General features: G+C 72.1%; 21 protein-coding genes and 1 pseudogene. 12 read left to right on the forward strand and 10 right to left on the reverse strand.

Translation table 11 applies throughout. The features are described 5' to 3' along the window. Positions 1-4 precede the first annotated feature (4 nt). Together ABZX65_RS27340 and ABZX65_RS27345 are read right to left on the reverse strand one after the other, a co-directional pair. Entirely contained in the window at positions 5-658 is a 654-nt protein-coding gene (locus ABZX65_RS27340) for a hypothetical protein (protein ID WP_355345373.1), read from the reverse strand. Positions 659-1,240: 582 nt separating this feature from the next. Beyond that, a pseudogene (locus tag ABZX65_RS27345) lies at positions 1,241-1,333 on the reverse strand (dienelactone hydrolase family protein); the annotation flags it as partial. Between the two features lie 127 nt (positions 1,334-1,460). Here ABZX65_RS27345 and ABZX65_RS27350 point away from each other — a divergent pair. Next, positions 1,461-2,396 carry a helix-turn-helix transcriptional regulator gene (locus ABZX65_RS27350; protein ID WP_355345376.1) on the forward strand — a complete coding sequence of 312 codons (936 nt, stop codon included), beginning with the start codon at positions 1,461-1,463 and terminating at the stop codon, positions 2,394-2,396. Here the strand turns inward: ABZX65_RS27350 and ABZX65_RS27355 are convergent. Next, entirely contained in the window at positions 2,347-3,801 is a 1,455-nt protein-coding gene (locus ABZX65_RS27355; RefSeq protein WP_355345379.1) for an MFS transporter, read from the reverse strand. The genes ABZX65_RS27350 and ABZX65_RS27355 overlap by 50 nt on opposite strands. A gap of 138 nt (positions 3,802-3,939) precedes the next feature. Here ABZX65_RS27355 and ABZX65_RS27360 point away from each other — a divergent pair, with 138 nt between their 5' ends. The 5 genes from ABZX65_RS27360 to ABZX65_RS27380 all read left to right on the forward strand — a co-directional run bounded on the left by ABZX65_RS27360 (position 3,940) and on the right by ABZX65_RS27380 (position 8,664). After that, a complete protein-coding gene (locus tag ABZX65_RS27360) occupies positions 3,940-4,527 on the forward strand; it encodes a hypothetical protein (RefSeq protein ID WP_355345382.1) in 588 nt (195 codons plus the stop codon). A gap of 76 nt (positions 4,528-4,603) precedes the next feature. After that, complete coding sequence (locus tag ABZX65_RS27365; RefSeq protein ID WP_355345385.1) at positions 4,604-5,254, forward strand: class I SAM-dependent methyltransferase; 651 nt, start codon at positions 4,604-4,606, stop codon at positions 5,252-5,254. Between the two features lie 189 nt (positions 5,255-5,443). Continuing rightward, positions 5,444-6,427 carry an N-acetylmuramoyl-L-alanine amidase gene (locus tag ABZX65_RS27370; protein WP_355345388.1) on the forward strand — a complete coding sequence of 328 codons (984 nt, stop codon included), beginning with the start codon at positions 5,444-5,446 and terminating at the stop codon, positions 6,425-6,427. A 138-nt stretch (positions 6,428-6,565) separates the two neighbouring features. Next, positions 6,566-7,405 carry a hypothetical protein gene (locus tag ABZX65_RS27375; RefSeq protein ID WP_355345391.1) on the forward strand — a complete coding sequence of 280 codons (840 nt, stop codon included), beginning with the start codon at positions 6,566-6,568 and terminating at the stop codon, positions 7,403-7,405. A 248-nt stretch (positions 7,406-7,653) separates the two neighbouring features. Next, positions 7,654-8,664 carry an LLM class F420-dependent oxidoreductase gene (locus ABZX65_RS27380; protein ID WP_355345394.1) on the forward strand — a complete coding sequence of 337 codons (1,011 nt, stop codon included), beginning with the start codon at positions 7,654-7,656 and terminating at the stop codon, positions 8,662-8,664. 110 nt (positions 8,665-8,774) lie between these two features. Here ABZX65_RS27380 and ABZX65_RS27385 read toward each other — a convergent pair whose 3' ends face one another. Beyond that, positions 8,775-9,329, reverse strand: a complete 555-nt coding sequence (locus ABZX65_RS27385) for a hypothetical protein (protein ID WP_355345397.1) — start codon at positions 9,327-9,329, stop codon at positions 8,775-8,777. Between the two features lie 184 nt (positions 9,330-9,513). On the opposite strand from ABZX65_RS27385, the gene ABZX65_RS27390 reads away from it, so the two are divergent. Continuing rightward, positions 9,514-9,801 carry a hypothetical protein gene (locus tag ABZX65_RS27390; protein ID WP_188285062.1) on the forward strand — a complete coding sequence of 96 codons (288 nt, stop codon included), beginning with the start codon at positions 9,514-9,516 and terminating at the stop codon, positions 9,799-9,801. A 15-nt stretch (positions 9,802-9,816) separates the two neighbouring features. Here ABZX65_RS27390 and ABZX65_RS27395 read toward each other — a convergent pair whose 3' ends face one another. The 3 genes from ABZX65_RS27395 to ABZX65_RS27405 are packed head-to-tail and all read right to left on the reverse strand — an operon-like array spanning position 9,817 to position 13,201. Next, positions 9,817-10,923, reverse strand: coding sequence for a prenyltransferase (locus ABZX65_RS27395; RefSeq protein ID WP_355345400.1), 1,107 nt, complete (start codon positions 10,921-10,923; stop codon positions 9,817-9,819). After that, positions 10,920-11,702, reverse strand: coding sequence for a class I SAM-dependent methyltransferase (locus tag ABZX65_RS27400; protein ID WP_355345403.1), 783 nt, complete (start codon positions 11,700-11,702; stop codon positions 10,920-10,922). The genes ABZX65_RS27395 and ABZX65_RS27400 overlap by 4 nt, the downstream gene beginning before the upstream one ends. After that, entirely contained in the window at positions 11,702-13,201 is a 1,500-nt protein-coding gene (locus ABZX65_RS27405) for a glycosyltransferase (RefSeq protein WP_355345406.1), read from the reverse strand. The genes ABZX65_RS27400 and ABZX65_RS27405 overlap by 1 nt, the downstream gene beginning before the upstream one ends. Positions 13,202-13,483: 282 nt before the next feature. Here ABZX65_RS27405 and ABZX65_RS27410 point away from each other — a divergent pair, with 282 nt between their 5' ends. From ABZX65_RS27410 to ABZX65_RS27420, 3 genes are all read left to right on the forward strand, one after another. Further along, positions 13,484-14,134 (forward strand): TetR family transcriptional regulator, encoded by a 651-nt coding sequence (locus tag ABZX65_RS27410; RefSeq protein ID WP_188285065.1) that lies wholly within the window; start codon positions 13,484-13,486, stop codon positions 14,132-14,134. A 381-nt stretch (positions 14,135-14,515) separates the two neighbouring features. Beyond that, positions 14,516-15,370 carry a helix-turn-helix transcriptional regulator gene (locus tag ABZX65_RS27415; RefSeq protein ID WP_188285066.1) on the forward strand — a complete coding sequence of 285 codons (855 nt, stop codon included), beginning with the start codon at positions 14,516-14,518 and terminating at the stop codon, positions 15,368-15,370. A gap of 11 nt (positions 15,371-15,381) precedes the next feature. Further along, a complete protein-coding gene (locus ABZX65_RS27420) occupies positions 15,382-15,567 on the forward strand; it encodes a DUF397 domain-containing protein (RefSeq protein ID WP_188285067.1) in 186 nt (61 codons plus the stop codon). Positions 15,568-15,706: 139 nt separating this feature from the next. On the opposite strand, the gene ABZX65_RS27425 is transcribed toward ABZX65_RS27420, so the two are convergent. Together ABZX65_RS27425 and ABZX65_RS27430 are read right to left on the reverse strand one after the other, a co-directional pair. Next, on the reverse strand, positions 15,707-15,943 hold the full coding sequence (locus ABZX65_RS27425) for a ferredoxin (protein ID WP_355345411.1): 237 nt from the start codon (positions 15,941-15,943) through the stop codon (positions 15,707-15,709). Then, on the reverse strand, positions 15,943-17,472 hold the full coding sequence (locus ABZX65_RS27430; RefSeq protein WP_355345414.1) for an aldehyde dehydrogenase: 1,530 nt from the start codon (positions 17,470-17,472) through the stop codon (positions 15,943-15,945). Before ABZX65_RS27430 ends, ABZX65_RS27425 begins: the two co-directional genes overlap by 1 nt. Before the next feature lie 132 nt (positions 17,473-17,604). Between ABZX65_RS27430 and ABZX65_RS27435 the strand changes: the two genes are divergently transcribed. Both ABZX65_RS27435 and ABZX65_RS27440 read left to right on the forward strand, forming a co-directional pair. Next, positions 17,605-18,645 (forward strand): MBL fold metallo-hydrolase, encoded by a 1,041-nt coding sequence (locus ABZX65_RS27435; RefSeq protein ID WP_355345417.1) that lies wholly within the window; start codon positions 17,605-17,607, stop codon positions 18,643-18,645. A 29-nt stretch (positions 18,646-18,674) separates the two neighbouring features. Continuing rightward, a complete protein-coding gene (locus ABZX65_RS27440) occupies positions 18,675-18,950 on the forward strand; it encodes a hypothetical protein (RefSeq protein WP_355345420.1) in 276 nt (91 codons plus the stop codon). Positions 18,951-18,980: 30 nt separating this feature from the next. Here the strand turns inward: ABZX65_RS27440 and ABZX65_RS27445 are convergent, their stop codons facing one another. Next, positions 18,981-20,150, reverse strand: coding sequence for a steroid 3-ketoacyl-CoA thiolase (locus ABZX65_RS27445; protein WP_355345423.1), 1,170 nt, complete (start codon positions 20,148-20,150; stop codon positions 18,981-18,983). Positions 20,151-20,348 lie beyond the last annotated feature (198 nt).

Raw genomic sequence — 20,348 nt, forward strand, 5'->3', positions numbered from 1 at the left:
GGCACTAGTTCTTCGATTCGGAGATGTACCAGCCCACATGGTGCGGGGTGTAGCTGGTGACGGTGACGTGAGCCGTGGTGGCGCAGTTGGTGTAGTAGTGGTAGCTCACGCCCTGGTTGCGCAGGCGGTAGACGCCGTACGTCGCGAAGGTGGTGTAGTGCGCCGGTGTGGTGATGGACGAGGAGTTGGAGAATCCCACCGACAGTGAACTGCTGAGCGACACGTCGTACTTCGTCTCGATCTTGGCGATCAGCACACTGACGCTGGTGCTCAGTGTCCCCGACAGGGACACTCCGACCGTACCGGTCGTCGACGAGCTGAACGTCGATGTCATCGACCTGCTGGTCGCGTTCGTGTTGGCCTGCGTGGGCCCGACGGCGCGCATGTGGTAGCCGCCCTTATACGTCGGGGTATACACCGAGACCGGGTCGCAGTACTGGCCGCCGGGGTGATTGCCTCCCCCCGGAGGCGTGCTCGGGATGTCCGGCTCGGTGCCGAGCTGGCTTGCCGGAACGTCCACCGCGTCGGATTCGTCGACGTCGTCGACCGGCGTCTCGTGCACGGTCGACGAGTCGCCGACCGTGTCGCTGTCGTCAGCGAAGGCCGCCTGCATGCCGACCCCGCTAAACAGGACGAGCGCGGTTGACGTGCCCGCCACCGCTCTGACGGCACGACGGCGCAACGAGTGATCACGCATGACGATGTACCCCACCCTTTCTGGCCCGAGCCAGATTTCTGCTGGTCAAAGGCTCCCTGTGGGAGAGCTGAGCAGACCTTGCGGCATCCGCCACAAGATCGTCAAGGAACTCGGAGGCCACTTGAGCCTCCCCTGAGAAACACCAAAAGGGACATCCGGTCGGCCTGCGGCTCCCCCAACCACCCGCTCGCGCCCCGCAGTGGCCCACGCCCCGCGCGGTCGGACCGGAGAACGTCGCCGCCCACAAAGAGAATTGACGAACCGCCAGCCGGAGCGCCGCCATGGACGTCGGCGGCGGGTGGCAGTTCCGCCTCACTGGCGCCACCGCCGCGAGCATGCCAAACATTTACCTCCCGCATATGCGAGGCATACCGACGTGCGACCGCGGCTCGGGCCCGGCCTGCCACCGGTTGACGGTCGGCCAGGGCGCGGCCGGTCAGGAAGATCCGTGTGCCGCAGTTGCCGCAGGCACGGCGCGGAGCCTCTCGGCCTGCCGTGCGTGGTCAACGACGATGCCCGGAAAGGCGGTTGCTGACCGGATCGTTCCGTTACGGGTAGGCACTCGGCGAGCAGGTCGATGACGTCCCGCCAGGCGCGCTGTGCGTGGTGTGGGTGGTGGCCGACCCCGGGGACCGTGGAAGTCGACGCGGCCACCGAGTGGGCCGGCCGGGGTGCCCGCGGACCTCGGCGCAGTCGCCCGCGAGCGGTAGCCAGGGACAGGTTCTCCCTGGCTAAAAGGGCGGCGGGCTCGGAGGATGGGAGGGTGATCGACAGGACAGGGCTGGCCGACTTCCTCCGCCGGAGGCGGGAGGCGCTGCGGCCCGCGGACGTCGGCCTGGCCGAGGGGGTGCGGCGGCGGACGCCGGGGCTGCGGCGCGAGGAGGTGGCGCAGTTGGCGGGGGTGTCGACGGACCACTACACGCGGCTGGAGCAGGCGCGCGGCTCGGCGCCGTCCGAGTCCGTCGTGGCGGCGCTCGCGCGTGCGCTGCGCTGCGACCCGGACGAGCGGGACCACCTGTTCCACCTCGTCGGGCTGTCGGCGCCGCCGCGCCTGGCCGGGAACCGGATCCGTCCGGGGCTGATCAGCCTCGCGAGCCGTCTGGTGGACGTGCCGGTGTGCATCTACACCGACCTCGGCGAGGTGGTGTGGACGAACGCGCTCCAGGACGCGCTCACCGGCCGGGACATCACGGGCCCCGGCCGCGAGAACAACATCTTCTGGCAGTGGTTCACCGATCCGGCCTGGCGCGCGCGGGTGCCGGAGGAGGACTGGCCGCGGATGTCGGCGGCGCACGTCGGCGACCTCCGCTCGACGTACTCCCGCCGCGCCGGGCACCGGGGCCTCGCCGACCTGGTGCGGGATCTGCTCGACAGCAGCGCCGAATTCCGCGCGCTGTGGGAGCGGCACGAGGTCGCGGTGCGCCGCGCGGACCGCAAGAACGTGCTGCACCCGCGGGTCGGGCTGGTCCGGCTGCGCTGCGAGGTGCTGCTCACACCCGAGGACGACGTACGGATGCTGGCGTCGTTCCCGGTCGAGGGCACCGACGCCGCGGAGAAGCTCGCGCTGCTCCGCGACGACGCGACGGCGGCCCCGACCGCGACCACAGGCCCGGCACCGGCACCGGCACCGGCTACGGCTACGGCTACGGCTACGACACCGGAACGATCTTCGGAGTCGGCTTCGGCAACAGCGCCGTGAGCGCGGTGCCCACGACCAGGAAGGCCGCGCTGATCAGGAAGGCCAGGGAGTAACCCGAGGTCAGCGCGCGGGCCGCCGACGCTCCCGCGTGACCGCGGGAGGAGATACGGCTGGCGGCGGCGGTCGCGAGGATCGTGAGCCCGAGTGCCCCGCCGAGCTGGCGGGAGGTGTTGAGGAGGCCGGAGACGAGCCCCTGTTCGCTCATGCCGACACCGGAGGTGGCCGCCGCCGCGATGGGGGTCATCATCAGGCCCGCGCCGAACATGGTGAGGACGCCGGGCCCGAGGATCGAGGTGAGGAAGGCCCCGTCCACGGTGAGCCGGCTCTGCCAGGCCAGGCCCGCCGCCGAGATGAGCCCGCCCGCCGCGCCGACGATCCGGCTGTCCACGTAACTCATCAGCCGGGGCGCCAGCTTGGAGCCGACGATGATGCTGACGGTGTGCGGCAGGAAGGACAGACCGGCCCGCACCGGGCTGTAGTGCAGCACATTCTGCATGTACAGCGACAGGAAGTACCAGGTGGCGAAGGTCGCGGCCCCGGCCGCGAGCAGGACGGTGTTGGCCGCGGACACCGAACGGATACGGAACAGGCGCAGCGGCATCAGCGGCTGGGCGGTCCTGGCCTCGACGGCGACGAAGCCGCCGAGCAGGACGGCGCCCCCGACGATCGGCAGCAGCGTGGTGGCGGACGTCCAGCCGTGCGACTCGCTCTCGGCGATGCCGTACGCGAGGGCGGCGACACCGCCGGTGACCAGGACGGCGCCGGGTACGTCGAGACGGCGGCTCGTACCGCCGCGGCTCTCGGTGAGCCACAGCGCGGCGCCGACGATCACCAGCGCGCCGATCGGCACGTTGACCAGCAGCACCCAGCGCCACGACAGGTAGTCGGTCAGCAGGCCGCCGACCAGGCCGCCCGCCGCGCCGCCGCCCGCGCCGACCGCCGTCCAGGTGCCGATCGCCCTCGTCCGCTCGGGGCCCTCGGGGAAGGACGTGGTGAGAATGGCGAGTGTGGTGGGCGCCAGTACGGCGGCGCCGATGCCCTGGAGGGTGCGGGCGGCGATCAGCAGCCCCGAGGACTGCGCGAGGCCGCCCGCGAGGCTCGCGGCCGTGAACAGGCCGAGGCCGACGAGGAAGACGCGCTTGCGGCCGAAGAGGTCGGCGGCCCGGCCGCCGAGCATCAGCAGGCCGGCGAACGTGATCGCGTACGCGTTCACCACCCACTGCTGACCGGCCTGGCTCAGCGCCAGGTCCGTACGCATCGACGGCAGCGCCACGTTCACGACGGACACGTCGAGCACCACGAGGAACTGGCCCGCGCACACCGCGACCAGCACCGCCCATGCGGGCGGCGCCGGGCGCCCGGTACGGCGGGGGGTTCGTTCGCGCTGTCCGAGGAGATCGCTCATGGGGACCATGCTGCCGTCCCGACTGTCACGAAAGCATCGGGATTTTGGCCTACGTCCACCCCCGCCGGGGCCTAGGACATCTTCCGGGGGGCACGTGCTTCGGGACCGGTCCCGGGACAGGTGGGTTTGGCTGTACGCATGAACCATCAGCCTTCCGCGGGCCCGGCCCGTTTCCGTCCGCTCGTCCGTGCCGTGGTGTTCGCGGCCGTGGCCGCCGTCCTCGTATCGTGCGGCGACGGCGGCGCGGGCGGCTCCGGCCGCTCCGACGGCGCGGGCCGTGCCGTACCGGCGTCCCGCACACCGACGACCGCCACGACATCCCCGAGTCCCACGACCGCCAGCCCGTCGCCCGCCCCGACGCTGCCCGTGCCGTCGGACGGCACGGACACGGAGCTGTGCAGGGACGGGCGCTGCGAGGTCCGGGTGACCGAGGGCGACACGATTCCGGTGCCCGCGCGGTCCGGTGTCGGACGGCTCACGGTGACCTCGGTCGGGGGTCACACGGTCATGCTGACCGCACCGCTGATCCAGTCGCAGTTCGACTCCGACGGCGGCTGCCAGATGAGCGTCACCGGCCCGTCGGACGAGGACTCCGGCTCCACCGACCTGACCTGCGAGGCGGGCACCAAGGGGAGGGTGAACAAGCTGAGTCTCCAGCTGCTCGGCGTCGTGGGCAGGGCCGCCGTGCTGCGCATCGGCCTCGCGGCCTCGGGCACCGGCGCATAAGGCCCCGGCCCGGCCCCCATCCCCGCGTCCCGGCCCAGGTCCCGGCCCGCGTCCGGGCGGAAATAAGGTGAACCCCATGACGGATGTGGTGGCGGCGTTCGAGGCCGCGAAGGGGTTCATGCCACGGGACGAGGGCCTGGCCCTGTACGCGGCGGCGAAGGAGGCCGCGGCCGGACTCGGGCTGCCGCTGCTGGAGGTGGGCACGTACTGCGGGCGGTCGACGATCCTGCTGGCGGACGCGGCCCGGGGCGCGGGCACGGTGGCGGTGACCGTCGACCACCACCGGGGCAGCGAGGAGCAGCAGCGGAACTGGGGCAACGGCGAGTACCACGACCCGGAACTGGTGGTGGAGGAGGCGACGGGGCTGATGGACACGCTCCCGGCCTTCCGCAGGACGCTGTACGAGGCGGGCCTCGAAGAGCACGTGATCGCGGTGGTCGGGAGGTCACCGCAGGTCGCGAAGGTGTGGCGGCAGCCGCTCGGGCTGGTGTTCATCGACGGTGGGCACACCGACGAGCACGCGGGCGGCGACTACGAGGGGTGGGGGCCGCTGGTCGCCGAGGGCGGGCTGCTGGTGATCCACGACGTGTTCGCGGACCCGGCCGACGGCGGGCAGGCGCCGTACCGGGTGTACCGGCGCGCGCTGGACTCCGGCGCCTTCGCCGAGGTCTCGGCGACGGGGTCACTGCATGTGCTGCGCAGGCTGCCGGGCCCGTTCGAACCGTAGCCCGCGCGTCCTACGGCCGGGCAGCCGCACGAACCGCGGCCCCGCCCCGCCCCGCACGCCCCGCGCGGCATACGGCCGAGCGGCCCACGCCACCCGTCGCCGTCACGACCACCTCGCCCTCCGTAGCTCCCCGGCCGCGCCGCGCGACCGCCCTTCAGGGATGTCCGCGAGGCCGATAGAGTCGCTGGCGTGTTCAGGAACGAGTCGTACGGGGGCGGCAAGCGCCGCTCTCTGATCATCGCCGTCGCCGTGGTCGTACCGGCGTGCCTGGCAGGTGGTCTGGTGTACCACGCGGTGGGCGATTCCGGGGGCTCGGAGCAGGACAGCGCGGTCCGGGCCGCGCCGACGTCCTCGCCGTCGGCCTCACCGACCTCGGCGGGTACCGGCGACGACGGACAGAAGGGCTCGGCGCCGCAGGCGGACCTGGCGGGCACGGCCCCGACCGCGCAGGCGACGGCCTCCCCCCGACCGCTCAACACCGCGGGCGCGATGAGGCCGTTGGCGGGAAAGGTCGTCGTCCTCGACCCCGGCCACAATCTCAACAACGCCAAGCACACGGCGGAGATCAACAAGCTGGTGAACATCGGCACCGCCCGCAAGGAGTGCGACACCACGGGGACGGAGACCAACTCCGGTTACGCGGAGGCGACGTACACCCTGGACGTCGCGCACCGGGTGCGGGCGATCCTGCTGGCGCGCGGCGCGCAGGTGAAGCTGACGTACGACGGCGACCGGGCGTTCGGCCCGTGCGTGGACGAGCGGGCCCGGATCGGGAACGCGGCGCACGCGGACGCGGCCCTGTCGATCCACGCGGACGGCGCGCCCGCGTCGGCGTCCGGCTTCCATGTGATCGCGCCCACGTCGGTGCACGTGGGCATCGCGGACACCCGTAAGATCGCGGCGCCCTCGTATCTGCTGGCCACGACGCTGCGTTCGCGTTTCGCCGCGGCGACCGGCGAGCACTTCGCCGACTACCTGGGCGGCGGTACGGGGATGACGGTCCGCGACGACCTCGGCGGGCTCAACCTGTCCACCGTTCCGAAGGTGTTCATCGAGTGCGGGAACATGCGCAACGCTCATGACGCCAAGTCGTTGACGGACTCCGCGTGGCGGCAGCACGCTGCCCAGGGGATCGCCGACGGCCTCACCGCCTTCCTCGAAGGGAAGAGGTGACAGGGCTGTAGCAGTCCGGTATGGATCGTGCACCAATGGTCATACCTGGCTGTCCGGACATGATCACACCCGTACGATGGGGCACCGCCCGATTGAGTACGGCCGAGTTAACCGAACTGACAAAGGACAGGACCTGACGTGAACATCCGCTCCCTGACCCGAGGAGACGGCGCGGTGATCGGAGCAGCGGTGCTGCTGCTGATCGCCTCGTTCCTGCCGTTCTTCAGCTTCAAGTCGCCGTTCAACGGCGCGGAAAGTTCGCGGAACCTGTGGCACTCGGACTACTTCCCGATCCTGCCTTCGGTGACGCTGGCCGCGCTGATCGCCGCCGCCGCGGTGGTGCTGGCGCGTACCGGTCCGCTCGTCGGGCGGCAGATCCTCGGGCTCTCGCTTGAGCAGTGGGCCGTCGCGATCTCCCTGTTCGTGGGCTGGACCGCCCTGTGGGCGACGCTGTTCGACAACCCGGACGGCGTCGACAAGGGCGCGGGCAACTGGCTGACGCTGCTGTTCGGCGTCGTCATCGCGGTGGCGGCCCCGCTGTCCAACCGTCTTCCCGCGCTCAAGGCCCCGCTGCTCGGCGCCCCGCGGCCCGCGGCCCAGCCGTACGGTGTCGGCCCCGGCCAGCAGCCGTACGCGGCGGGTCCGCCGCAGGCCGGTTACGGGTACCCGGGCGGCGCGCAGTCCGTCGAGACGCCGTACGGTCAGCCGCAGCAGGCCCAGCAGCCGTACGGTGCGCAGCAGTCGGCGCCGCAGCCGGCCGCCGCGCAGGGTCCGTCGTCGGACTTCACCGCTTTCTGGTTCGCGGTGCCGGTCCCGCGCCCGTTGTTCGCGGAGGACAACCCGGGTGCGCAGATCGCCGAACTGACGCCGGGTACCTGGTACTTGGCCGTGGACCAGCGCGGCTCCGCGCTGATCGCGCAGACCCAGGACGGGCGGCGCGGTGTGCTCCAGGACAGCAGCGGCATCCAGCGCGGCTGATCGTTTCTCCTTCCGGTACGCGACAGCGGCCGGTCCCGCTCCGGACCTCCGGACGCCGGGACCGGCCGCTGTTCTTTTCCGCCCGCCCGCCTGCCCGCCCCCCCCCCAGCCCGTCACCCGGCCCCCAGCCGCCCGCTGCCTGTGTACGGCCCCGCGCCCGGCCGCCGGTCTTCCGGCCCGCGGCGGGCGCGCGTACCCTCCCACTATTCCTGACGCACCGTCAGATCACTTGCCCCCAGGAGGCGTTCATGCGGCTCGGACTCGCGCTCGGTTACTGGGGCCGCGGCCCGGACCCCGGCCATGTGGGGCTGGCACAGGAGGCGGAACGGCTGGGCTACGACTCGGTGTGGACCGCGGAGGCGTGGGGCTCGGACGCCTTCACCCCGCTCACCTGGATCGCCGCGCACACCAGCCGGATCAGGCTGGGCACGGGTATCGCGCAGATGGCGGCCCGCTCCCCCGCCGCCACCGCGATGCAGGCGCTCACCCTTGACCACCTCTCCGGCGGGCGGATGCTGCTCGGCCTCGGCCTGTCGGGACCGCAGGTGGTGGAGGGCTGGTACGGCCGCCCGTTCCCGAGCAGCCCGCTGACCGCGACCCGCGAGTACGTGGACGTGATCCGCCAGGTGCTGCGCCGCGAGGCGCCGGTACGGCTGGACGGCCGTTTCCACGCGCTGCCGTACGCCGGTCCCGACGGCACCGGGCTCGGCCGCCCGCTGAAGCCCATCACCCACCCGCTGCGCGCCGCCCTGCCGGTGCTGCTGGGCGCCGAGGGTCCCAGGAACATCGCCCAGACGGTACGGATCGCCGACGGCTGGCTGCCGCTGTACTGGTCGCCGTTCCGTACCGACGCCTACGACGCGCCGCTCGGCGAGGCGTCGAAGGACTTCATGGTCGCCCCGTTGGTCCGCGCGCAGGTCTGCGCGGACCCGGCCGACGGGCTGCTCCCGGTCAAGGCGATGCTCGGCTTCTATATCGGCGGCATGGGCGCGCGCGGCCGTAATTTCCACGCCGAGCTGATGGGCCGGATGGGGTACGAGGAGGAGGCCGGGCGGATTCAGCGGCTCTTCGCCGAGGGCCGCCGCGAGGAGGCGGTGCACGCCGTGCCGGACGCCTTCGCCGACGAGATCTCGCTGGTCGGGCCGCGTGAACGGATCGCCGACCGGCTCGCGGCCTGGCGGTCGGGCCCGGTCACCGACCTGCTGGTGACCGCGCCCGACCGGGAGACGCTGCGGGTGCTGGCGGAGCTGAACGCCTAGCGGGCGGCCCGGCGGTGGGCTCCGAGCGCGTCAGCCGACGATGTCCTCAGCCGACGATGTCCTGAGCCGCCGCCGCCCTCAGCCGACGATGTCCTGAGCCGCCCCTGCCCTCAGCCGCCGATGTCCTTGAGCGACGGCACGTTGTCGGTGACGTCCGCCCCCGCGCTCTTGCCCGCTTCCTTGACCTTGTTGATCACGTCGTCGAAGCTGTTCGCCGCCTGGTCGGCGGAGTCGCCCTTGCGGAGCTTGGACGGCAGGTCCTTGAGCGCGTCGATGCCCGCCGTCAGCGGTGCCACCGCCTTGCTCAGCGTGGGGTCGGCCTTGGCGTTCCCGGCCGCCGCCTTCAGCCTGTTGTAGGCGAAGGTGCCCGCGAGACCGGCCTTGACCAGCGCGAAGGTCCGGCCGCTCGCGCCCTTCTTGAACTTGCCCGCCTTGTACGGCTTCACGATCCACTGGTACGTGGCCCCGGCCGCGAGGCCCGCGTTGGCGACGAAGCGCGTCTTGGCCAGCTTCTGCTTCTCGACGGTGCTGGTCGGCGACGCGCTCGGGTCCGAACTGCCGGTCGACATGGAGTCCGTGGACTTGCCGCAGGCGGTCGCCGTGAAGAAGGTGACGGCGAGCAGGAGCGCGACGATCGTCCGGCGCAACGGGATGCGTGTCGGCACGGGGACCTCCGGGGTGGCATACGGGCTACGGGTGCGGGGCGTGCGTGATCTTTGGCAGCATCACCCGGCCCCGGTCCGCCCGCCACTCGGGAGTTCTGGCCAGATCCTCACGCTTCGCGAGGGCGCGCCGTCACCGCGGAATCGAAAGGAGTTTCAATCGCCGGAGCCGGGCAATGCGGTTGTCATGGCCAGACGGTATGGCGGTAACCCCGCCGCGGCGATCATCCTCATCGTCGCAGACATCGCTGCACTGATCCTGATCCTGTGGATCTTCTTCTTCGTGTTCGACGCCAACCGGGCGAACGACCTGGTCAACTGGGTCCATCACTCGGCGAATTGGCTCGCGGGATGGTCGAAGGACCTGTTCACGGTGGACAACGCCAAGTGGCGCACCGTGCTCAACTACGGTCTGCCCGCAGCCGTCTACCTGCTGGTCGCGCACGCGGTGGCAGGCCGGGTCAACCGCGCCTGACGTACGGCACGCGTCTCAGCAGCAGCCCGTCCTGCCGGACGCCTCGGGTTCCAGCCCGACCGGCAGCCGTTCCCCGCTGAATACGGCGGTGGTCGCCTCGTCCCCCCCGAGCGCGGCCACCGCCAGCAGCACGGCGGCGGCGGTCCACGCGGTGCGCTCCACCGGCCAGACGGCGTCGTCGTCGTAGACGTACCCTGTCCAGTACAGGCCGTCGTCCGCGCGCAGGTGCCGCATGTCGGCCAGCAACTGTACGGCGCGGTCGGACTCGCCCACCGCCCAGAGCGCCAGGGCCAGTTCGGCGGTCTCGCCGCCGGTCACCCACGGGTTGGGCACCACGCAGCGGACGCCGAGGCCCGGCACCACGAAGCGGGACCAGCCCTCCTCGATCCGCTCCAGCGCGCGCGGCCCGCGCAGCGCGCCGGACAGCACCGGGTAGTACCAGTCCATGGAGTAGCGGCTCTTGTCCAGGAACCGCTCCGGGTGGCTGCGGATCGCGTGCCCCAGCGCGCCGGTCGCCAACTCCCAGTCCGGCTGCGGCTCTTCGCGGTGCTCGGCGATGGCCAGCGCGCAGCGCAGCGCCTGGTGGATCGATGAACTCCCGGTCAGCAGCGCGTCGGTGACGACTCCCCCGCCGTGCTCGGCCGCCTCCCGCTTCCAGCCGATCTGGCCGCCGGGCTGCTGGAGCCCCAGCACGAACTCCACCGCCGCGTAGACCGTCGGCCACAGCCGGTCCACGAACGCGTCGTCCCCGGTGGACAGATAGTGGTGCCACACGCCGACGGCCACGTACGCGCAGAAGTTGGACTCCTGGCCGCGGTCGGTCGGCCGCTGCGGGTCGCCGTCCTGGTAGGCGGCGTACCAGGACCCGTCCTCGTTCTGGTGCCTGGCCAGCCAGTCGTACGCGGCCCGCGCGCGCTCGTGCTCGCCCGCCGCGTCCAGCGCCATCGCCGCCTCGACGTGGTCCCAGGGGTCGAGGTGGTGGCCGCGGAACCAGGGGATCGCGCCGTCCTCGCGCTGGACCGCCGCGACGGCGTCCACCGTCTCCGCGGCCTGCTCGGCGGTGAGCACACCGGGCAGCGCCAGCCGCTCCGTGCGGTCCGGCCTCCGGCTGGGATACGTCACTTGGCGGCGCCCGGGGCGGCTGTGACGTCGGTGTCGTCCGCGGACGGCGAGACGGCGTCCACCGGCAGGTGCGGCTTGGTCGCGTAGGCCACGAAGCTCTTGCCGATCAGCGGGTTGAGCGCCTGTTCGGCGACCCTTGTGGCCAGCGGTTTCTTCATGATGTCCCAGACCAGCAGCTTGTGGTACAGCTTCACCGGCAGCGCCTTGTCGTTGTCCACGCCGACCGCGCACTTGATCCACCAGTACGGCGCGTGCAGCCCGTGCGCGTGGTGCGTGCCGTACGGGCGCAGGCCCGCCTCCCGCATCCTGCCGAGCAGTTCGTCGGCCTTGTAGATGCGGATGTGGCCGCCCTCGACCTCGTGGTAGGCGTCCGACAGCGCCCAGCAGACCTTCTCCGGGCCGTAGCGCGGCACCGTGACCGCGATCCGGCCGCCGGGGCGCAGCACCCGCACCATTTCGGCGAGGACGCCCTTGTCGTCGGGGATGTGCTCCATCACCTCGGAGATGATGACGACGTCGAAGCTCTCGTCGGGGAAGGGGAGTTGGAGGGCGTCGCCCTCCATCGCCACCGCCGACGCGCCCTCCGGCGCCTCGCCCTCCTCCTTCATCGCCGCGAACCAGCGGGCGACTTCGCGGATCTCCTCGCCGTTCCTGTCCAGCGCCACCACGTGCGCTCCGCGCCGGTAGCACTCGAAGGCGTGGCGCCCGGCCCCGCATCCGAGGTCCAGCACGCGGTCGCCTGCGGCGAGCGGGAAACGGGTGAAGTCGACGGTCAGCATCAGCGGTTGCTCCCTACCGGGCCGGACTCGGTCTCGGGGGGCACGTCCCCCATACGTTCACCTTGCGCGAGCGGGCGCCCTTCAGGGGCGCTGGGCACCGCGCGCTCGGCCGGTGCGGCGCCGCGGCTCACCGACCGCCCCAGCGGGGCGGACGCGGTCGGTTCCGCGACCACCGGCCCGGTGGCGGCTTGCTCGCGCCCACGCGGCGGCAGCCGCACATCGGACACGGGCCCGCGAGCCCGCGGGGCGGAGGCGATCGCTTCGCGGTACAGGGCCACCGTCGCCTCGGCGGCCCGCTCCCACGTGAAGTGGGCCAGGACGCGGGCGCGGCCGGCGGCGGCGAGCCGTTTGCGAAGGCCGGCGTCGTCGAGAACACGTTCAAGCCCAGCGGCAAGCGCACCGGCGTCGCCCGGGGGCACGGCGAGGCAGGTCTCGCCGTCGGGCCCTGCGACCTCGGGGATGGCGCCGCCGGTGGTGGCGACCAGCGCGGTGCCGGTGGCCATCGCCTCGGCGGCGGGCAGGGAGAAGCCCTCGTAGAGCGACGGCACGCAGGCGACCTCGGCGCCGCGCAGCAGGTCGACCAGCTCGGCGTCGCTGATGCCCTTGACGAATTCGACGGCGTCCGCGAGGCCGAAGTCGGCGATGGCCTCGGCCACGGGCCCCTTCTCCGGCCGTTTGCCGACGAGGACGAGATGGGCGTACGGCCGCTGCGCCCGTACCTTGGCGAGCGCCTCGATCAGGAAGACCAGGCCCTTGAGAGGCACGTCGGCGCTCGATGTGGTGACGATCCGGCCGGGCACCTCGGCCACGGAGGGGTCGGGCGAGAAGAGCCGGGCGTCGGCGCCGATCGGGACGGCGCGGATGCGGTCCGGCCGTACGCCCAGGTCCTCGATGATCTCGTCGCGCGAGGAACCGGAGACGGTCACCACGGACGGCAGGCGGCGGGCCACCCGCTTCTGCATCTGCGTGAAGCCGTACCAGCGGCGTACCGACAGCCGTCGCTTCCAGCCCTGCGCCGCGGCCAGGTCCAGGCGGCGGTCCACGGTGATGGGGTGGTGGATCGTGGTGACCAGCGGCAGGCCGAGGCCGAGCAGCCCGTAGCCGAGCGTCTGATTGTCGTGGACGACGTCGAACTCGGCGCGGCGGGCGGCGAGATGGCGCCGGGCACGCAGGCTGAAAGTGAGCGGTTCAGGGAAGCCGCCGGTCCACATGGTGGCGACCTCGAGGGCGTCGACCCAGTCGCGGTACTCGCCGCGCTTGGGGGTGCGGAACGGGTCCGGCTGCCGGTACAGGTCGAGGCTGGGCAGCTCGGTGAGGGTGACGCCCTCGCCGACCGCGTCCAGCACGGGGTAGGGCTGCGCGCCGATCACCTCGACGCTGTGGCCGAGCGCGGCCAGCTCGCGGGACAGGTGCCGGACGTACACGCCCTGGCCGCCGCAGAAGGGATTTCCCTTGTAGCTGAGCAGGGCAATCCGCAGCGGCCTGGCCTGTGAGGTCACTCCGGCCCCCTTCTCGGTCGCGATTGAGCCGGAGCGTAACCGCTGTCGCGCTAATCTAGAACAAGTTTCAGACTTGATGGTACAGAAAGCCAGTCCACCGGCCGCCGGACGGTCGGATCACGCCGCCGGGGGCGGGGCCCGGCGCGGGCCGAGGGTGACTCGCACCACGTCACCCGCCCTGCCATCATGCACGCAGCGCGGGACACCGGCGGCACGGGCCGACCGGCCCGCGGACCGGCACGCAAACGGGTACGGGAACGGGAACGGCACGGGATGGGACACATGAGCACTGACTCCAAGCCGTCCAGCCCGCCGCTCCCGCGCGTACCGTCGCACTCCCCCGCGCCGCACTCGCCGCCGCTGACAGAGCGGCAGGAGGCCCGGCGCCGCCGCATCCTGCACACCAGCGCGCAGCTCGCCTGCCGGGGCGGTTTCGACGCCGTGCAGATGCGGGAGGTCGCCGAGACCTCGGGCGTCGCGCTCGGCACGCTCTACCGCTACTTCCCCTCCAAGATCCATCTGCTGGTCGCGACCATGCAGGACCAGCTCGGGCAGTTGCACGGGACGCTGCGCAAGCGGCCCCCGGTGGCGGCCGAGCCGGCCGACCGGGTCGCGGAGACCTTGATGCGGGCCTTCCGCGCGATGCAGCGCGAGCCGCATCTGGCCGACGCGATGGTGCGGGCCCTCACCTTCGCCGACCGTTCGGTCAGCGCCGAGGTCGACACCGTCTCGCGGCTGACCACGGCGATCATCCTGGACGCGATGGGCCTGGACGCGCCCCCCACGGCCGAGCAGCTCTCGGCCGTCCGGGTCATCGAGCACACCTGGCACTCCGCGCTGGTCACCTGGCTCTCCGGCCGGGCCTCGATCGCCCAGGTGAAGATCGACATCCAGACGGTCTGCCGTCTGATCGACCTGACGTCCCCCGAGTAGCGCCCGCGCGGGCGCGGCCCGGCGCGCTCCCGGCCGAGGGTCACGGGCGAAGATCGCGGGTGAAGATCACGGGCGAAGATCACGACCGTGGCTGGCCGCCACCGCCCGGCGACCGGGGCCCCACGACCCCTTCACGGGAACTTCACCGGGCCCTCGCCGACCCGTCGCCCGTCGTACCGTCGGAGCGGGATCGCCGGTAACCGGATACCCGGTCAACACACTTACACCTCAAGGGAGTTGACTGTCCGCGTGCGCGTAAGCGCGCGCAGCATATGGGGCAATAATGCCCCACTGCAACCTTGTCTCCGAAATTTCCAGAAACGATCTGGACCCCGCGTGAGCGGAACGGCAGACTCGGAACCACCATTCAGAAGGGACACCATGCCGCTCAGAAGCACCGCAACCGCCCGCCAGGAGCGCCTCGGTGCGGAGCTACGGAAAATGCGGGAAGCCGCAGCGATCACCGCGCGGGACACCGCGCGGCTGCTCGGCACCGACCCGGCGAAGGTGAGCCACATCGAGGCCGGGCGGCTCGGCGTGAGCGAGGAGCGGTTACGCAGACTCGCGGCGTTCTACGAGTGCGGCGACACCGCGCTGATCGACGCGCTCGTGGTCATGGCCAACAGCCAGGGCCGCAAGGGCTGGTGGGAGACCTACCGCGGCGTCGTACCGGCCGGGCTGCTGGACATCGCCGAGCTCGAACACCACGCCACCCGGCTCCGTACCATCCAGATCACCCACATTCCGGGTGTGTTCCAGACCGAGGACTACACCCGTACGGTCTTCGGCTACGCCATCCCGCCGTTGCCGGACAACGAGCTGGAGGCGCGGGTGGCCCAGCGCATGGAGCGTTCGGGAGTGCTCTACCGGGAGACGGCGCCGCCGTACGAGGCGCTGATCCACGAGGCCGCGCTGCGTATGCGGTTCGGCGGCGGGAAGGTGGCGCGCGCCCAGCTCGAACACATCCAGGAGCTGAGCCATCTGCCGCACATCAGCGTGCGGGTGATCCCCTTCGCGGTGGACGGTCACATAGGTTCCGGCCACGCGATGCTCTACGCGAGCGGTCCGGTACGGCCGCTCGACACCGTTCAGATCGACTCCGCACACGGCATCAGCTTTCTGCACGCGGCACCGCATCTGTCCAATTACCGCGTGCTCTACAACACTCTCGCGGAGGTTGCGCTGGATCAGTCCCGGTCACGGGACTTCATCCGCGACATCTCCCAAGACCTCTGAAAGGCCCGCCGATGATCGCGCCCGCGCCGCTCGTTTGGCAGAAGTCCACGTACTCGCAGGAACAGGGCGAGTGCGTCGAGCTGGCCGAGGACGGCGGCGCGGTCCTGCTCCGCGAGAGCGACGACCCAGGGGTCGTGCTGTGTACGACGCCGACCGCGCTGGCCCGCTTTCTGCGGGCCATCAAACGCGGCGGGTGAGGCGGGGACGGTTCCGGGCCGCCGCGCCCGGTCCGGGCCAGTCCGGCCCGGCGGCCCGGCGGCCCCGCCCGCAAGGGTGACGACGGGTAGCCCGGCCGGGTGATTCCGGCCGGGCGGGCTGTTCACACCGTCCGTCCGGTCACTCCTCCGGCGGGAAGACCGGCTCTCCCGACCCCTGCACGGTCAGGGTGATGGCCTCCACCGGGCAGCTCTCGGCCGCCGCGAGGAGGCCCTCCGAGGCGTCCGCCTCCGCCTCCACCGCGCGGGACTGGCGGGGCACGCCGCCCAGCACGAAGGCGCCGGGGGCGCCGATCGCGCACAGTCCCGAGCCGATGCACACGGAGCGGTCCACGTCCACGTGCCAGCGGTCGCCCATCAGTCGGTGCCGCCCGCCGTGCCCGCTGCCCCGGCGGCCTCCCGCGCCGGGGCGGCCGGGTAGTCGGCCGGGAGGTGGATCATCTTGTGCTCCAGGTACTCGCTGAACCCCTCGGGCCCGAACTCCCGCCCGAGACCTGAGTCCTTGTAGCCGCCGAAGGGGCCGAGCATGTCGAGGCTGAAGGTGTTGACGGAGTACGTGCCGGTACGCACCTGGCGCGCGATGTCGATGCCGTGCTCGGTGTCGGAGGTCCACACGCTGCCGGACAGGCCGTAGTCGGAGTCGTTGGCGATGCGTACGGCGTCGGCCTCGTCGTCGTACGGCAGCAGGCAGATCACCGGGCCGAAGATCTCCTCGCGGGCGATCCGCATCCCCGGCGCGACGTCGCCGAACAGCGTCGGCTCGACGTACCAGCCGGTGTCCAGGCCGCTCGGCCGGCCGCCGCCGGTCAGCACCTTGGCGCCCTCGCGCTGGCCGATCGCGATGTAGTCCAGGGAGCGCTGCCGCTGGCGTTCCGCGACCAGCGGGCCGACCTCGGTGGCCGGGTCCAGCGGGTCGCCGACCACCAGCGCGGAGGCCGCCGCCGCCAGCCGCTCGGCGATCTCGTCGTAGTGGGTACGGGGGGCCAGGACGCGGGTCTGGGCCACGCACGCCTGGCCGTTGTTCATCCACGCGTTGGGCACGATCCCGGCGACGGCCGCCGTCAGGTCCGCGTCCGGCAGGATCACGGCCGCCGACTTGCCGCCCAACTCCAGTGTCACGCGCGTGAGATGGCGCGCGGCCACCTCCATCACCCGCTTGCCCGCCGCGACCGAGCCGGTGAACGACACCTTGTCCACGCCGGGGTGGCCGACCAGGTACTCGCTGACCTCGCGTCCGGCGGGCACGATGTTCAGCACCCCGTCAGGCAGCCCGGCCTCCCGCGCGATCTCCGCCAGCAGATAGGCGTCGAGCGGCGACTCCGGCGACGGCTTGAGCACCGCCGTGCACCCGGCGAGCAGCGCGGGCCCGAGCTTCGCCGCCGCCGTGAACTGCGGTACGTTCCACGGCACCACGGCCGCGACGACGCCGACCGGCTCGCGCCGTACCAGGATCGGCCCGAGCGCTCCGGCCCGCCGCTCCTCGTAACGGAAGTCGCGCGCCACGGTGATCGCGGCGTCCCAGACCATCATCGCGCCGAGCGCCTGGGCCAGGACGCTCCAGGAGACCGGTGAGCCGTTCTCCCGGCTGATCAGCCGGGCTATCTCCTCGTGCCTGACCAGGACGGCGTCCTTGATCCGGCCGACGACCTCGATCCGTTCCGCCAACGTCGAGCGGGGCCAGGGCCCTTCGTCGAACGCGGTGCGGGCCGCCGCCACCGCCCGGTCCACATCCGCCCGCGACGCGTGCGGCACCCGTCCGAACACCCGCTCCGTGTGCGGCGACACGACCTCGATCGTCCCCCCGTCCCCCGCCGGATCGACGAACGCCCCTCCGATGAACAGCTTTCCGTGCTCGATGAAGTCGGAACCAGGACCGGGATCGTTCATCGCTGTCGCCTCCGCCGCTCTCGCTGTCTCCGCTCGAACCATTTCTGACGCTCAGTCAGAACTGATACCAGTTCTCGTTATAGTGGGCAATGGACGCGGCACGCCCGGCGGCGGCCGGAGAGGAGCCATCCCATGGCGGACCACGGCACGGCCGGCCGGCGGGAGGACCGGGGTCGGGTGGTCGACCACGGCGGCGGGGTGTGGAGCGTGCCGGTGCCGATTCCCGACAACCCGCTCGGGTACACGCTGGTGCACCTGCTCGACACCGACGACGGGCCGGTGCTGGTGGACAGCGGGTGGGACCATCCGGACTCGTTCGCGGCGCTGGAGCGCGGGCTGCGGGAGGCGGGCACGTCGGTGGGTGACGTCCTGGGGGTGCTGGTGACGCACCACCATCCGGACCACCACGGCCTGAGCGCGCGGGTGCGGGAGGCGTCGGGGGCGTGGATCGCGATGCACGCGGCCGACATCGACGTGGTGCGGCGCACGCGGGAGGCCGAGCCGGGTGTGTGGGTGGAGTACCTGCTGGCGCGGCTGGCGGCGGCGGGCGCGCCCGAGGAGCACCTGGCGCCGCTGCGCGAGTACGGCGGGCAGGCGCTGCCGGGACGGCCGCCCGCGCTGCCGGACCGCGAGATCGTCCCCGGCGAGCGGCTGCCGCTGGCGGGCCGCCGGCTGCGCGCGGTGTGGACGCCAGGACACACGCCGGGGCACGTCTGCCTGTATCTGGAGGAGAGCCGCCGGCTGTTCTCCGGTGACCACCTCCTGCCGGAGATCTCGCCGCACATCGGCCTGTACGAGGACCCGGACGCCGTCGTCGAGACCGACCCGCTCGGCGACTACCTCGACTCGCTCGAACGCATCGCCCGCCTGGCCCCCGCCCAGGTGCTCCCGGCGCACCAGTACGCCTTCGCGGGCGCCGCCGGCCGGGTCGGCGAGCTCCTGGAGCACCACGCCGCGCGCCTGGCCGAGCTCCTCGCCCTCATCACCCCCGGCCCCCGCACCCCCTGGCAGCTCGCCGAGGCGCTGCCCTGGAACCGTCCCTGGTCGCGCATCCCCGCGTCCTCGCGGACCATCGCCGTCTCCGAGACCGAGGCGCATCTGCGGCGGCTGACCAAGGCGGGGCGCGCCGAGCCCGTGCCGGGGTCCGACCCGGTGACGTACCGGGCCGTATAGCGCGGCACCGGGACGTTAGGGTGTTCCTCATGCTCCTGCGCCGCCGCGCCACCACCGTGGCCACCGTCGCCGTCCTGGCACTGGCCGCCCTGACGGCGGCGCCGTCCGCCGTCGCCGCGTCGCACGACACGCGGTCGCGCGTGACGGCGGCGAGCGCGACGGCCTCGCCCAGCCCGACCGGTGACACGAAGAAGGACGGCGGATCGGCGGGCACCAGTACGTGGCTGATCGTCAGCATCTTCTTCGTCGCGAGCGTCGGCGTGGGCTTCCTGCTCAGCGGCCGCAAGGGCCGCAGGCAGCGCTGACCCCCGCGCGGGGCTCGTCCGGGCGGTGCTTCACAGCCGCTGGATGATCGTGCCCGTGGCGAGCGCGCCGCCCGCGCACATCGTGATCAGGGCGAACTCCTTGTCGGCGCGCTCCAGTTCGTGCAGCGCGGTGGTGATCAGCCGGGCGCCGGTGGCGCCGACGGGGTGGCCGAGCGCGATGGCGCCGCCGTTGACGTTGACCTTTTCGAGGTCCTGGTCGAAGACCTGGGCCCAGGACAGGACGACGGAGGCGAAGGCTTCGTTGATCTCGACGACGTCGATGTCCCGCAGCGTCATCCCGGCCTTGCCGAGGACGGCGCGGGTGGCGTCGACGGGTCCGTCGAGGTGGAAGTGCGGGTCGGAGCCGACCAGGGCCTGGGCGACGATCCGGGCGCGGGGGCGCAGGTGCAGGGCGCGGGCCATCTTCTTGGAGGCCCACATCACGGCGGAGGCGCCGTCGGAGATCTGCGAGGAGTTCCCCGCGGTGTGGACGGCGGTGGGCATGACAGGCTTGAGCCCGGCGAGCCCGTCCATGGTGGTGTCGCGCGGGCCCTGGTCGCGGTCGACCAGCCGCCACATGCCGAGCCCGGCGTGCTGCTCGTCCTCGGTGGTGGGCACCTGGACGGCGAAGGTCTCGCGCTTGAAGCGCTCCTCGGCCCAGGCGCGGGCGGCGCGTTCCTGCGAGATGAGGCCGAGCCGGTCGACGTGCTCGCGGGTGAGTCCGCGGCGGCGGGCGATCCGTTCGGCGGCCTCGAACTGGTTGGGCAGGTCGACGTTCCACTCGTCGGGGAACGGCTTGCCGGGCCCGTGCTTGGAGCCGCTGCCCAGCGGCACCCGCGACATGGCCTCGACTCCGCAGCCGATGCCGATGTCGATGACGCCCGCGGCGACCATGTTGGCCACCATGTGGTTGGCCTGCTGCGAGGACCCGCACTGACAGTCGACGGTGGTCGCGGCGGTCTCGTAGGGCAGGCCGACGGCGAGCCAGGCGTTGCGCGCGGGGTTCATGGACTGTTCCCCGGCGTGGGTGACGGTGCCGCCGACGATCTGCTCGACGGCGTCGGCCTGGATGCCGGTGCGGCCGAGCAGTTCGCGGTAGGTCTCGCCGAGCAGGTAGGCGGGGTGGAGGTTGGCGAGCGCGCCGCCGCGCTTGCCGATCGGGGTGCGTACGGCTTCGACGATGACGGGTTCAGCGGCCATGAAGCTCGTCCTCTTCTCAACTAAACTAGTACGCGTTCTAGTTCTTCCCGCAGTCTTATTACCCGCGGTACGGCGCGCGCAAGAGTCGCGCACGGCCCACGTCGTTCCCGTACGTGATCCACACGCCCGCGGCCCTTGCGACTTGTGGAACTCGTTACTACCTTCGGTCGTATATCTGATGGACCGTCAGACAACTTA

It is taken from the genome of Streptomyces sp. NPDC003300 (assembly GCF_040610915.1).
GTDB lineage: Bacteria > Actinomycetota > Actinomycetes > Streptomycetales > Streptomycetaceae > Actinacidiphila.